Consider the following 14,379-nt stretch of genomic DNA (forward strand, 5'->3'; position numbering starts at 1 on the left):
TTATTCCTTGTGGTAGGCGGTGACGCGGGCGACTTCTTCCTTCGAGCCGAGGAACACCGCTACGCGCTGGTGCAGGCCTTCAGGCTGGATATCGAGAATGCGCTGGTGGCCGTCGGTGGCGGCGCCGCCGGCCTGTTCAACCAGGAACGACATCGGGTTGGCTTCGTACATCAGGCGCAGCTTGCCTGGCTTCGATGGCTCGCGGCTGTCGCGTGGGTACATGAACACACCACCCCGGGTCAGGATGCGGTGTACGTCGGCGACCATCGCGGCGACCCAGCGCATGTTGAAGTTCTTCTTCAGCGGGCCTTCCTCGCCAGCCATCAGCTCGCTCACGTAGCGCGCGACCGGCGCTTCCCAGTGACGCTGGTTGGACATGTTGATGGCGAACTCCTGGGTGCTCTCAGGAATGGTCAGGTCTTCGTGGGTCAGCACGAAGCTGCCCATTTCACGGTCCAGGGTAAAGCCCTTGACGCCATCGCCCAGGGTCAGCACCAGCATGGTCTGCGGACCGTAGATGGCATAACCGGCGGCTACCTGCTGGGTGCCGGGTTGCAGGAAGGCCTTTTCGTTCAGGGCTTCGTTCTGGCTCAGGTGCTCGTTCGGGCAACGCAGCACGGAGAAGATGGTGCCGACCGGCGCGTTGATGTCGATGTTCGACGAACCGTCCAGCGGGTCGAACACCAGCAGGTAGGCGCCTTTCGGGTATTTGCCCGGGATCTGGTAGGCGTTGTCCATTTCCTCGGACGCCATGCCGGCCAGGTGGCCGCCCCATTCGTTGGCTTCGAGCAGGATCTCGTTGGAGAGCACGTCGAGCTTCTTCTGCACTTCGCCTTGGACGTTTTCAGTGCCCATGCTGCCCAGGACACCGCCCAGGGCGCCTTTGGACACGGCGTGGCTGATCTCCTTGCAGGCACGCGCCACCACTTCGATCAGGAAGCGCAGATCGGCAGGAGTGTTGTTGCTGCGGGTCTGCTCAATCAAATAGCGACTCAGGGTAACGCGGGACATGGAAGGCTCCGGAGGAATGGGGGGGGCTAAAAAACCCGCGCAGTTTAGCGCGAGTCGGGGTGCATTTCCTCCTATGAGACGAGATCCGTCATAGAGAGTTCATGCGTGGGGTTGAGCGTAGCCCGAAATCCGACCCGTAGCCGCTGGCGCAGGCTGCGCTAGCCTGCGCCCTTTCGACACTAGGGGGCCGACGAGCAGCCTATTCCAGAGCCTTCCAGATCTCCGTGGCGTACTCGCGAATGGTCCGGTCCGAAGAGAACCAGCCCATGCGCGCACTGTTGAGCACCGCCGAACGCCACCAATGATTGCTGTCGCGCCAGCGCTCCTCGACATGCAATTGGGCATTCCAGTAGGAATCGAAATCGGCGCACACGTGGAAGCGGTCATAGTCGATCAGCGAATCGATAAGGCCGGTGTAGCGGGCCGGATCGTCCGGCGAGAACACCCCGCCACGAATTGCCTGCAGCACATCGTTGAGGCGATGGGAGGCGGCGATGTCCGGCACCGCGCTGAACTCGCCGTTGCGTTTGCGCGCCTCCACCTGCTGGGCGCTGAGGCCGAAGATGAACATGTGCTCGGCGCCGACCCGCTCGCACATCTCGACGTTGGCGCCATCCAGGGTGCCGATGGTCAGGGCGCCGTTGAGGCCGAACTTCATGTTGCTGGTGCCCGAGGCCTCGAAGCCGGCAGTGGAGATCTGCTCCGACAGGTCCGCCGCCGGGATGATGCTTTCGGCCAGGCTGACGTTGTAGTTGGGCAGGAACACCACCTTGAGCAGGCCACGCACGGTCGGATCGTTATTCACCGTGCGGGCGATGTCGTTGCTCAGCTTGATGATCAGCTTGGCCTGGTGATAACTGGCCGCGGCCTTGCCGGCGAAGATCTTCACCCGCGGCACCCAGTCGATTTCCGGCTCGGCACGGATCGCCTGGTACAGCGCCACGGTGTGCAACAGGTTGAGCAACTGGCGCTTGTACTCGTGGATCCGTTTGACCTGCACGTCGAACAGCGCCGCCGGATTGACCGCGATCCCCAGGCGCTCATGGATGATCGCCGCCAGTGCGCGCTTGCTATGCAGGCGCTGCTCGGCGAACTGCTTGCGAAAGGACGACTTCTCGGCGAAGGGCTCGAGCTTGAGCAACAGCTCCTCGGGGTTGTCCAGCAGCTCCGGGCCGACGGCCTCGACCAGCATCGCCGTCAGCTTGGGGTTGGCCTGGTACAGCCAGCGGCGGAAGGTGATGCCGTTGGTCTTGTTGTTGATGCGTTCCGGATACAGCTTGTGCAGCTCGGAGAACACCGTGCTGCGCATCAGCTGGGTGTGCAGGCCGGACACGCCGTTGACGCTGTGGGAACCGAGAAACGCCAGGTTGCCCATGCGCACGCGGCGCCCGTTGTCTTCTTCGATCAGCGACACCGCGCGCAGCACGTCGAAGTCGTGGATGCCCTTGGCCCGCAGCGAATCGATGTGCTGGGCGTTGATCAGGTAAATGATCTGCATGTGCCGCGGCAGCATGCGTTCCATCAGGCCCACCGGCCAGGTTTCCAGGGCCTCGGGCAGCAGCGTGTGGTTGGTGTAGGCCAGGGTTTCGACAGTGATCTGCCAGGCCGCCTCCCAGGCGATGCCGTGCAGGTCCACCAACTGGCGCATCAGCTCGGCCACGGCGATCGATGGGTGCGTGTCGTTGAGCTGGATCGCCGCATGCTCGCCGAGGCTGAGCACCGAGTCGTGCATGTTCTTGTGCCGGCGCAGCAGGTCCTGCAGGGACGCGGAGACGAAGAAGTATTCCTGGCGCAGGCGCAGCTCCTGGCCGGCTTCGGTGCTGTCCGCCGGGTAGAGCACCCGCGAGATGCTCTCGGCGCGGGCCACCTCGGCCACCGCGCCGAGGTGATCGCCGGCATTGAAGCGTTCCAGGTGCAGGTCTTCCATGGCTCGCGCCCGCCACAGGCGCAGGGTGTTGACGCTGGCGCCGCGCCAGCCGACCACCGGCGTGTCGTAGGCCACCGCGCGCACGGTTTCCGCCGGCCACCAGACTTGCCGCGCATGGCCAGCCTCGTCGGTGACGGTCTCGACGCTGCCACCGAAGCCGATCGAATAGATCACTTCCGGACGCTCGAACTCCCAGGGGTTGCCGAAATCCAGCCAGTGCTCGGTCTGCTCCTGCTGCCAGCCATCGACTATGGCCTGGCGGAACAAGCCGTGCTCATAACGGATGCCGTAGCCGTGGCCGGCAATGCCCAGGGTCGACATGCTTTCCATGAAGCACGCCGCCAGCCGGCCGAGGCCACCGTTGCCCAGCGCCGCGTCCGGCTCCAGCAGGCGGATGCGCTCCAGGTCGACGCCCAGATCGCTCAGGGCATCGCGCGCCACGTCCAGCAGCCCGAGGTTGCTCAGGCTGTCGTAGAGCAGGCGGCCGATGAGGAATTCCAGGGACAGGTAATAAACGCGCTTCTGGCCTTTGCGGTAGATCTGCCGCGTGTGGTCCATCCAGTGCTCGACCATGTGATCGCGCGCCGCCAGGGCGATGGCTTCGAACCAGTCATGGTCAAAGGCGTGGTCCGGGTCTTTGCCCACCGCGTAGGTGAGTTTGGTCAGGACGGCATCGCGAAAAGCGGCCACCTCAGCGTCACGAACTTGCAGTTCCTGAGTCATGAATACGACCTCGAGCGAGATAGACAGTGAGCATGGAATTGTCTGAGCCTAGTCGGTCTGACAGGAGCCAAAGTCTCTGGTTCGGTGCGTCGTGCAATTGCCCGAACAGAGGCAGCGTCTCCCGCGGCAGCGGGTAAAAATGATGCAGATGCCGTGCCGACCCTCGCAATCCCCCCGAGCACGGTTAAATTCCGTTAAATGGTTGTTCAAAAATCCACCAGTACCGGTATGATCGCGCGCCCTGATACACACGCTGGAAGCAAGCCTGATGAAGTCCAACCTGATCGCCGCCGCGGAAATCGACCGACTCGATACCTGGGCCAAGTATTCCGCGCCCATGTGCGGCTCCTGCATGTCCAGCTGCTGCACCCTGCCGGTGGAGGTCAAGATCAAGGACCTGATCCGCATCGGCATCGTCGACGAATTCGAGCGCGGCGAGCCGGCGAAGAACATCGCCAAGCGCCTGCAGAAGGAAGGCATCGTCGAGCGCTACAACCAGAAGTCCGAGATCTTCACCCTGCAGCGCATGAGTAACAACGACTGCCTGTATCTGGATCGTAAGAGCCGCCTGTGCACCATTTATGACAAGCGCCCGGACACCTGCCGCAACCACCCGAAGATCGGCCCGCGCCCAGGCTATTGCGCGTACAAGCCCAAGCCGGTCGAGCGCCCGACCAACACCGGCAGCCGGACCCTGGAACGCTTCTGAGCCTCGACCTGCGCCTGCAACCCTGTTCCCCGCGTAACCCTGCCACCCTGTAGCCGCTGCCGAGCCTTGGCGAAGCTGCGAACGGCTGCAAAGCAGCCGCAGTACGGGCCACCGCAGAGTTTCAGATACACCGCTTGACGACCGCTACGCGGCCGATCGCAGCCTCGCTGGCGCTCGGCAGCGGCTACAGGAATCAGCTCATTTTCGCAGATCAAAAAAAACGCCCCCGGCCTTTCGACCGGGGGCGTTTTTATTCAGCCTGAACTAAAGGATCAGTTCTTGGCTTTCTTGGCAGCGCGGGTACGCTCGCCTTCGTCCAGGATCTTCTTGCGAAGACGGATGGACTTAGGAGTCACTTCGCACAGCTCGTCGTCCTGGATAAATTCCAGAGCCTGTTCCAGGGTGAAACGAACCGGCGGAACCAGGGCGATGGTTTCGTCCTTGCCCGAAGCACGCATGTTGTCGAGCTTCTTGCCTTTGGTTGGGTTCACGCCCAGGTCGTTGTCACGGCTGTTCAGACCAACGATCTGACCGTTGTAGATTTCCTGGCCGTGCTCGACGAACAGCTTGCCGCGCGCCTGCAGGGTTTCCAGGGAGTAGGTCAGTGCCTTGCCGGTCTCGACCGAAACCAGTACGCCGTTCTGACGGCCGGACATGTGGCCGGACTTCATCGGAGCGTAGCGATCGAAGATCGAGGTCAGGATGCCTGCACCGTTGGTCAGGGTCAGGAACTGGTTACGGAAACCGATCAGACCACGGGCTGGAATGTTGTATTCCAGGCGTACACGGCCCTTGCCATCCGGAACCATGTTGCTCAGGTCGCCCTTACGCAGACCCATTTCTTCCATGACCTTGCCCTGGGATTCTTCAGGGATGTCGATGGTGACGTTTTCGAACGGTTCCTGCTTCACGCCGTCGACTTCACGGATGATCACTTCAGGACGGCCAACGCCCATTTCGAAACCTTCGCGACGCATGGTTTCGATCAGTACCGACAGGTGCAGCTCACCACGGCCGGAAACCTTGAACTTGTCGGCCGAGTCGCCTTCTTCAACGCGCAGTGCAACGTTGTACAGCAGCTCTTTGTCCAGACGTTCCTTGATGTTACGGCTGGTCACGAACTTGCCTTCTTTACCGCAGAATGGCGAGTCGTTGACCTGGAAGGTCATGGAAACGGTCGGCTCGTCGACGGTCAGCGGCTTCATCGCTTCGACAGCGGTCGGATCGCACAGGGTGTCGGAGATGAACAGCTCGTCGAAACCGCTGATGCAGACGATGTCGCCGGCAGCGGCTTCTTCAACGTCCACACGGTGCAGACCGTGGTGACCCATCAGCTTCAGGATACGGCCGTTGCGCTTCTTGCCTTCGGTGTCGATAGCGACGACCGGAGTGTTCGGCTTGACGCGACCGCGAGCGATACGACCAACGCCGATCACACCCAGGAAGCTGTTGTAGTCCAGAGCGGAGATCTGCATCTGGAACGGACCGTCACGGTCAACGGCTGGAGCCGGAACGTTGTCGACGATCGACTGGTACAGCGGGGTCATGTCTTCAGCCATGTCGGTGTGGTCCAGACCGGCAATACCGTTCAGGGCCGAGGCGTAGACGACTTTGAAGTCCAGCTGTTCTTCGGTGGCACCCAGGTTGTCGAACAGGTCGAAGATCTGGTCCAGAACCCAGTCAGGACGCGCGCCTGGACGGTCGACCTTGTTGATCACCACGATCGGACGCAGGCCGGCTTCGAAAGCCTTCTTGGTCACGAAACGGGTTTGCGGCATAGGGCCGTCTTGGGCGTCGACCAGCAGCAGAACGGAGTCGACCATCGACATTACGCGCTCAACTTCGCCGCCGAAGTCGGCGTGGCCCGGGGTATCCACGATGTTGATGTGGTAGCCGTTCCAGTTGATGGCGGTGTTTTTGGCCAGGATGGTAATACCGCGCTCTTTTTCCTGGTCGTTGGAGTCCATCACGCGCTCGTCGTTGAGCTCGTTGCGCTCCAGGGTGCCGGATTGACGCAGGAGTTTGTCTACCAGGGTGGTTTTACCGTGGTCAACGTGAGCAATGATGGCGATGTTGCGTAGATTTTCGATCACTTGTGTATCTCGATCAGAGGATTCGGTGTGCTGACAACTGCTGGCAGCGATTAACAATAGAGTCCGGCAAGGCCGTTACAGCTTGACGGTGGCGTCGGGGGGCCGGTGACGCAAGCCACAGGCAAACAGCCCCGGGCACTTAGCTCGGTCTATAAACGCGCACATTGGCATGTCCCTCACTGAGCAGATGGTGAGCATGCAGGCGACTCATGACGCCTTTGTCGCAATACAGCAGGTACTGGCGAGTAGGGTCCAGTTCCTTGAAGCGTGCATTCAATGCATAGAACGGCAGCGCTTTTATCTCGATGCCAGCCAACTCCAGCGGGTCGTCTTCCTGAGCATCCGGATGACGGATGTCGATCACGATCTGCCCCGCCAGCGCCTCGCTGACTTCTTCGATCTGCAAATCCTGGCCCAGTTCGTCGATTACCCGATCGATCGGCACCAGTTTGGCCCGCTCGATCGCACGCTCGAGCACCGCCATGTCGAATTCTTTCTCTTCGTGCTCCACGCGATGGCGCTTGGCGTGGGTCTTGGGGTTCACCGAGATGACCCCGCAGTACTCCGGCATGTGCTTGGCGAAGTCGGCGGTGCCGATTTCGTTGGCCAGATCGATGATGTCCTGCTTGTGGCTGGCGATCAGCGGGCGCAGCACCAGCTTGTCGGTTACGCAGTCGATGACCGAGAGGTTCGGCAGGGTCTGGCTCGACACCTGGGAAATCGCCTCGCCGGTGACCAGCGCGTCGATGTGCAGGCGGTCGGCGATGCTCGACGCGGCACGCAACATCATACGCTTCAAAATGACGCCCATATGACTGTTGTCGACTTTGCCGAGGATTTCGCCGAGCACTTCCTCGAACGGCACGCTGACGAACAGCACGCGCTGGGAGCTGCCGTACTTCTTCCAGATATAGTGCGCGACTTCCATCACGCCCAATTCGTGGGCACGCCCGCCCAGGTTGAAGAAGCAGAAGTGGCTCATCAGGCCGCGACGCATGATCTGGTAGGCCGCCACCGTGGAATCGAAACCGCCGGACATCAAAACCAGGGTCTGTTCCAGGGCGCCCAGCGGATAACCGCCGATGCTGTTGTGCTGGCTGTGGATCACGAACAACCGTTGGTCGCGAATTTCCATCCGCACTTCGATTTCCGGCTCTTTGAGGGAAATTCCGGCGGCGCCGCACTGCCGGCGCAGCTGGCTGCCGACGTATTTCTCCACATCCATGGAGCTGAATTCATGCTTGCCGGCGCGCTTGCAGCGCACGGCGAAAACTTTCCCCGCCAGGGCCTCGCCAAAGTGCTGCTTGCACTTGGCAACTATGTCGTCGAAGTCGCCCAGCGGGTATTCATCGACCTGCAGGAAATGCGCGATGCCCGGCATGCAGCTCAGGCGCTCGGTCATCTCCTTCAAGGCTTTCGGCTCGCTGACGGCGGTTTCCAGCTCGAGGTTGTCCCACACACCATTGACCACCACGGCCGGGTCCAGATCGCGGAGCACGGCACGGATGTTCTTGGCCAACTGACGGATGAAACGCGTCCGTACCGGGCGGCTCTTGATGGTGATTTCCGGGAAAACTTTAACGATTAGTTTCATGAAAACAGCGCGCGCTGGGCCAGCCGAAAAAGGGGGGCGCGGATTATAGCGGAAATTGCTCAAGGTTTAACCAATTAATGTGCACTCGGTTTTTCGTGCACCAAAACGGGTCGCCGCCAGATAAAAACGCAACATTGCGGTGCGTCAGTTTGCCAATCTGGCCCAAATAGCGCCCGGAATGCGTGAGTTTGGGGCATAAAACCCAACTCAGGGCACTGGCATGCAATTTGCTCCCTTGTGAGGCAGGTTGCCATGGCAGAGTATCTGCGCCGGCATCACCCACATTCTAAGGGCACACCAACACTCGCCCGAAGCCACCCGGAGGACACTATGTCGAAGTCGGTTCAACTCATCAAAGATCATGACGTCAAATGGATTGATCTGCGCTTCACTGACACCAAAGGCACTCAGCACCACGTGACCATGCCGGCCCGTGATGCGCTGGATGACGATTTCTTCGAAATCGGCAAAATGTTCGACGGTTCCTCCATCGCTGGCTGGAAAGGCATCGAAGCCTCCGACATGATCCTGATGCCGGTTGACGAAACCGCCGTCCTGGACCCGTTCACCGAAGAGCCGACCCTGATCCTGGTCTGCGACATCATCGAACCTTCGACCATGCAGGGCTACGATCGCGACCCACGCGCCATCGCCAAGCGTGCCGAGGAGTACCTGAAGTCCACCGGTATCGGCGACACCGTATTCGTAGGCCCAGAGCCTGAGTTCTTCATCTTCGACGAAGTGAAGTTCAAGTCCGACATCTCCGGCTCCATGTTCAAGATCTTCTCCGAGCAAGGCTCGTGGATGTCCGACCAGGACGTGGAAGGCGGCAACAAAGGCCACCGTCCAGGCGTCAAAGGCGGCTACTTCCCGGTTCCTCCGTTCGACCACGACCACGAGATCCGTACCTCCATGTGTAATGCCATGGAAGAAATGGGCCTGGTCATCGAAGTTCACCACCACGAAGTGGCGACTGCCGGCCAGAACGAAATCGGCGTGAAGTTCAACACCCTGGTCAACAAGGGCGACGAAGTTCAGACCCTGAAGTACTGCGTACACAACGTGGCCGATGCCTACGGCCGCACCGCTACCTTCATGCCTAAGCCTCTGTACGGCGACAACGGCTCGGGTATGCACGTGCACATGTCCATCTCCAAGGATGGCAAGAACACCTTCGCTGGCGAAGGTTATGCCGGCCTGTCCGACACCGCCCTGTACTTCATCGGCGGCATCATCAAGCACGGTAAGGCCCTGAACGGTTTCACCAACCCTTCGACCAACTCCTACAAGCGTCTGGTACCAGGCTTCGAAGCTCCGGTAATGCTGGCCTACTCGGCTCGCAACCGTTCCGCTTCGATCCGTATCCCTTACGTGTCGAGCCCTAAAGCCCGCCGTATCGAAGCACGCTTCCCGGATCCGGCTGCCAACCCATACCTGGCCTTCGCTGCCCTGCTGATGGCTGGCCTGGACGGTATCCAGAACAAGATCCACCCTGGCGATGCGGCCGACAAAAACCTGTACGACCTGCCGCCTGAAGAGGCGAAAGAGATCCCACAAGTTTGCGGCAGCCTGAAAGAAGCCCTGGAAGAGCTGGACAAAGGTCGTGCGTTCCTGACCAAAGGCGGCGTTTTCAGCGACGACTTCATCGACGCTTACATCGCCCTGAAAAGCGAAGAAGAAATCAAGGTCCGTACCTTCGTACACCCACTGGAATACGAGCTGTACTACAGCTGCTGATCCGGTAGCGCCGCCCCACGCGGCGTGACAAGAAAAGGCCTCCCTCGGGAGGCCTTTTTTATTGCCCGCCCATCGCCCCGGAGCATTCCCCCAGGCCAGCCATCCATGGATAATCCGCGCCTCTCGCGCCCGCTGTCCGGCGCCTCGACGAAGGGATTCGTATGCAGTGGACTCGTTCTCTCGGCCTGATCGCCTGCCTGGCGTTCGGCAGTACCCAGGCCGCTCCTTTCTATGCTGACAAATCCCTGGCCCACCCGCTGATCACCGGCCTGGCGGAAAGCTCGGCGACCCTGGCCTTTATCAAGCAGGCCGGCAGCGTCAAAGGTTATTACTCGGTCGACCCGGACGAGGGCCAACCGCAGCTGCTGGACGACTTCGGCGATGCCACCATCGAGTCGGTGTTCAACATCGCCCTGGATGATGAGTCCCTGACCCGCCTGGTGCTGTTCAAACAGCGTGGCCAATACCGCCTGCATGCCTATCGCTATGACGAAAACGACCGCCTCTACCGGCGCCTGGAGAAACTGCAGCCCGCCCTGGAGCGCATCGCCAAAGACCGCAAGAAGCTCGATGCCCCGACGGTGAAACAGGCCCTGCGCCAGCTGACGCCACTGAACTACAGCTACTTCTACGAAGACTCGGGTATCGACGAATTCGACCAGCTCGACCATTCGGCCGGCACCCTGGTGGGTTATTTCGACGCTAACGGGCAGCCCATCACCGCCAATCCGCCCGGAGCCGACCAGTACCGCTACAAAAAGACCTTCGTCGAAAAAGACGGACGCTTTCTCACCGCCACCTACTGGCGCGGCGAAGCGCCTGCGCCGGAGGGCGAGCCCCTGCTGTACAACTACCGGGCCAGCCACATCGCCTGGGAGACCGAGCCGCAGCGCTTCACTGGCAGTGAGGACGGGGCCTACGTGGAGTACTCCAGTTTCGGCGGTGCCGTCATCGCCCAGGGTGCCTATGCCCACGGCCAACGCACCGGCGAATGGAGTTTTTCCAACCCAGACGATGGCTGGACCCACGGCCGTTTTGTCGATGGCAAACGCCAAGGCCAGTGGACTGAGTCCTACGGCTGGCAAACCGCTACCGGCGAGTATCGGGACGATCTGCGTGAGGGACGCTGGGTGCTGTCCTACGACGAAGGAGGCGAATCCGCTGTCACCGGCTTCCAGACCTATGTCCAGGGTGTGCTCGACGGTCCGAGCGAAGAGCGGGTGGACGGCTCCACGGAGAGCGGCAGCTACCGCAACGACAAACGCGAAGGGCCATGGGTGACCCAAGCAGGTCGCGGCAGCTTCGAGAACGGCCTGAAAAGCGGCCCGTGGATACTCAAGACAGACAAGGGCCATAACCAGAGCGTGAACTTCGTCGCCGATAAAAAAGACGGTGAGTTGCGCGAAACCGACGCCAACGGCGTGCTGGTCCTGATCGAGCATTACAAAGCAGATGTGCTGTCCGGTACCCGCGAAGGCTATAGCCCCAGCGGCAACCTGCAGTACTCACAGCAATATGAGAATGGCAAACGGGAAGGCCGCTCACTGGGTTACAGCGAAGACGGCAAGCTGATCAGCGATATTTCCTGGCACAACGATCGCTACGAAGGCCCTCACCTGACCTTCCTGCGCGACGGTACGCCGGCCACGGTCGGACGCTTCGAGGGAGGGCGCTTTGTCGGCCTGATGAAACAATACGATCAGGACGAAGTGCTTTATGAAGAAGCCAACTGGTGCCGCTTCGACAAGCGCGGTTCAACCGTCGAACGCTGTGGAAAACAACGGCGGTTCACCCACGGAAAGCTGTCCTGGGAAACGGACTTTCTCTTTGGCAGCCCCCAAGGCTCCATCGAGTACAACTATGAAACAGGCCAAAAGATCCGCGAGAAGATCATCGGCGACAATGACCAGATCACTCAGCGCACCTACTACGACAATGGGCAGGTCGAGTGCCAGAAAAACTCGGTGGGTTTCACCTGGATGACCATCAACCAGCAACAGGTGAAAAGTCATGAGTCCGACGGCCAACTGACCGGCGAACAGCTGTGCTATCACCGCAACGGCGTGGTCAAGAGCCGCGAGCTGATCGACAACGGCTTGAGCGCCTGCCGGATCATCTATGACGAAAGCGGCAAGCGACTGTCTTCCAGCCCGACCGATTGCGGGGCGCCCGCGACCGCCGCGGCCGGCCAATGATCCATCTTGTGCCCGACGCTTGCCAGGCACTGCGGTTTTGCGTGCATCATGGCCGCCGACTTGTCCCCAAGAAGCCGAGACTATCCATGACTTCGCGATTCTGCCTTGCCCTGTTGACCCTGTTGCTGGCCGGCAATGCCTGCGCCGCCCCTGCCACCCTCAGCCCTCTGCTGGCCAGCATCGAAGAACGCCTGGCCATCGCCGACCAGGTGGCCCTGAGCAAATGGGACAGCCACAAGCCGGTGGAAGACCGCCCCCGCGAGCGTGAGGTGATTGCCGGCGCGGTGGCCCAGGCGCCGGCCTACAAACTCGACGGCGCGGCGGTGGAACAGTTCTTCGCCGCGCAGATCGAGGCCAACAAGCTGGTGCAGTACGCCCATCTGTCCGAATGGACCTTGCAAGGCCAGGCACCGGACGCGCCGCGCCCGGACCTGGTGGGACAGATCCGCCCGCAACTTGATCGGTTACAAAAACGCCTGCTGCAGCAACTGGCGGATTTCAGCCCCCACCGCAACGACCCGCACTGCCCACAATGGCTGGCCCAGGCCACCCACGAAGGTGATCGGGCACCACTGCGCCAACTGGCGCTGATCCGCGCCACCGCCGAGCTTTGTGTGTTCAAAGGTTGAAGCGGCGAACCCGGGCCCGGTCTGCGGCTCTATGCTGGAGGCACTTCCATCCTTGAAGCCGCCGACCCCAGCGCCCAGGAAAGCTGCCATGCGTGTGCACTGTCTCTACCTGCTGTTGCTGGCCGCCCTGCCGGCCGCCGCGCAGATCTACCGCTACACCGACGCCCACGGCAACACCGCCTACAGCGACCAGCCGCCGGCCGGCGTGCCCGGCCAGGCCGTCGAGCTGGCGCCGCTGAACCGCATCGAGGCGCCCAGGCCGCTCACACCGCCCGGCGTCGATCCAGTACAAACGCCACCCAGCCGCGCACCGGCCTACACCACCCTGGAGCTGAGCGGCGTGCCGGATGGCGGCGTGGTGCGTGCCAATAACGGCACCTTCGAGGTCGAGGTGCGCCTGCAACCGCCCCTGCTCAACGAGCATCGCCTGCGCCTGCTGCTGGACGACCAGCCTTACGGTCAGCCCGGCAACGTACCGAGCTTGCAACTGGTGAACATCGATCGCGGCGAGCACCGCCTGGCGGTGCAAGTGCTCGATGGCGAGCGGGTGATCCAGCAAAGCCCGCCGCTGACCTTCACCCTGCAACGGGTTCATCGGCCCTGAGGTGTTGTCGCGCCTGAACCTGCGCGTACAGGCGCCGCTCATGTTCGAGTAGCCAGCGTTTGCGCCACAGCCCGCCGCCATAACCGGTGAGCGAACCGTCGGAACCTATCACCCGGTGACAGGCAATCACGATGGCGATCTGGTTGGCGCCATTGGCCCGGGCCACGGCCCGCACGGCGGAGGCCGAACCGATGCTGCTCGCCACCTCGGCGTAACTGCGGGTAACGCCTGGAGGAATGGCCCTGAGTGCCTGCCACACCGTGCGAGTGAAGGCCGAAGCATTCAGCGCCAGCGGCGTGGTAAAGCTCGCCGACTCCCCGGCGAAAAATCGCCGCAATTCGCTCTCGATCTGGTCGATGGGGGCAAAACGCCCGAAGCCGATGGTCGAGCCGGTGTGCTCTTGCAGGCGCTTCAGCTCAGTGGCCAATGCCGGGCGGTCGAAGAACTCCAGCAGATGCAGGGCCTGCGCATCGGCCACCGCCAGCATCACGCCGATCGGGGTTTGCAGCCAGTCGGCCTTGAGCAGTTCGCGGCCGCGCAGGTTCGACGGTGGTTGGCCGAGCAGCCGGGTGAAGGCACTGCGAAAGCCGCTGTCGGAATCGAAACTGGCGCTGATCTGCGCATCGATCACGCTGGCACCGCCCGCCAGTTGCTGCATGCCCTCGCCGATCCGCCGCAGCCGGGCCATTTCCAGGAAGGTCACGCCGAAGTGGCGCTTGAAGGCCCGGCGCACCGTGGAAGGGTCGAAGCCGAGCTCGATCAGGTCGCCTTCATACCAGCGCTTGTCGGCATTGTGTTCCAGCAAGGCCAGCAGCTGCTTGACCAAGGGCTCCTGGGCACCTGTCTGCTCCAGCGGACGGCAGCGCAGGCAGGCGCGAAAACCGGCCTCGACACAGGCCTTGATCGAGCTGAAGAACACCGTGTTTTCGCGCTTGGGCTTGCGCGCCGCGCAGGTCAGCCGACAGAACACGCCCGTGCTCTTGACCCCGACGAAAGCGAACCCGTCATAGGCCGGGTCGCGTTCGAGCAAGGCGCGGTACAGGGTGTCGTCGTCGGGCAGTTGGAACAGCAAGGGGGCGTTGTCCATGGCCGTCTCCAGCACCAGAGGGAATGTCTGTGCACTGTAGAGCAGCGCCGCAACGGATGCCGCCGCAAAT

The 14,379-nt window shown here is 61.6% G+C and carries 10 protein-coding genes; 5 read left to right on the plus strand and 5 right to left on the minus strand.

The features are described from left to right. Together J4D28_RS17945 and J4D28_RS17950 are read right to left on the minus strand one after the other, a co-directional pair. Window positions 1-1,011, minus strand: coding sequence for a class 1 fructose-bisphosphatase (locus J4D28_RS17945; RefSeq protein ID WP_009046552.1), 1,011 nt, complete (start codon window positions 1,009-1,011; stop codon window positions 1-3). A 199-nt stretch (window positions 1,012-1,210) separates the two neighbouring features. Further along, entirely contained in the window at window positions 1,211-3,661 is a 2,451-nt protein-coding gene (locus J4D28_RS17950; RefSeq protein ID WP_009046551.1) for a glycogen/starch/alpha-glucan phosphorylase, read from the minus strand. Window positions 3,662-3,926: 265 nt separating this feature from the next. Here J4D28_RS17950 and J4D28_RS17955 point away from each other — a divergent pair, with 265 nt between their 5' ends. Continuing rightward, window positions 3,927-4,370: a YkgJ family cysteine cluster protein gene (locus J4D28_RS17955; RefSeq protein ID WP_028683793.1), complete on the plus strand. Its 444-nt coding sequence runs from the start codon at window positions 3,927-3,929 to the stop codon at window positions 4,368-4,370. Window positions 4,371-4,642: 272 nt separating this feature from the next. Here J4D28_RS17955 and typA read toward each other — a convergent pair whose 3' ends face one another. Both typA and thiI read right to left on the minus strand, forming a co-directional pair. Continuing rightward, window positions 4,643-6,463, minus strand: a complete 1,821-nt coding sequence (gene typA, locus J4D28_RS17960) for a translational GTPase TypA (protein WP_009046549.1) — start codon at window positions 6,461-6,463, stop codon at window positions 4,643-4,645. A 139-nt stretch (window positions 6,464-6,602) separates the two neighbouring features. Next, window positions 6,603-8,057, minus strand: coding sequence for a tRNA uracil 4-sulfurtransferase ThiI (gene thiI, locus J4D28_RS17965; RefSeq protein ID WP_009046548.1), 1,455 nt, complete (start codon window positions 8,055-8,057; stop codon window positions 6,603-6,605). Window positions 8,058-8,387: 330 nt separating this feature from the next. On the opposite strand from thiI, the gene glnA reads away from it, so the two are divergent. The 4 genes from glnA (at window position 8,388) to J4D28_RS17985 (ending at window position 13,222) form a co-directional block, all read left to right on the plus strand. After that, window positions 8,388-9,794, plus strand: a complete 1,407-nt coding sequence (gene glnA / locus J4D28_RS17970; RefSeq protein WP_007929953.1) for a glutamate--ammonia ligase — start codon at window positions 8,388-8,390, stop codon at window positions 9,792-9,794. A 161-nt stretch (window positions 9,795-9,955) separates the two neighbouring features. Further along, window positions 9,956-11,989: a hypothetical protein gene (locus tag J4D28_RS17975; protein ID WP_103331342.1), complete on the plus strand. Its 2,034-nt coding sequence runs from the start codon at window positions 9,956-9,958 to the stop codon at window positions 11,987-11,989. 86 nt (window positions 11,990-12,075) lie between these two features. Further along, window positions 12,076-12,618, plus strand: a complete 543-nt coding sequence (locus J4D28_RS17980; RefSeq protein WP_103331341.1) for a chorismate mutase — start codon at window positions 12,076-12,078, stop codon at window positions 12,616-12,618. 88 nt (window positions 12,619-12,706) lie between these two features. Further along, the gene (locus J4D28_RS17985) at window positions 12,707-13,222 is read left to right on the plus strand and encodes a DUF4124 domain-containing protein (RefSeq protein WP_041985466.1); all 516 of its coding nucleotides are present in this window, start codon (window positions 12,707-12,709) and stop codon (window positions 13,220-13,222) included. On the opposite strand, the gene J4D28_RS17990 is transcribed toward J4D28_RS17985, so the two are convergent. Further along, a complete protein-coding gene (locus tag J4D28_RS17990; RefSeq protein ID WP_009046543.1) occupies window positions 13,194-14,309 on the minus strand; it encodes a bifunctional transcriptional activator/DNA repair enzyme AdaA in 1,116 nt (371 codons plus the stop codon). The genes J4D28_RS17985 and J4D28_RS17990 overlap by 29 nt on opposite strands. Between the last annotated feature and the right edge of the window lie 70 nt (window positions 14,310-14,379).

The sequence above is a fragment of the Pseudomonas sp. GW531-T4 genome (genome assembly GCF_017349615.1).
GTDB classification, from domain to species: domain Bacteria; phylum Pseudomonadota; class Gammaproteobacteria; order Pseudomonadales; family Pseudomonadaceae; genus Aquipseudomonas; species Aquipseudomonas chlororaphis_I.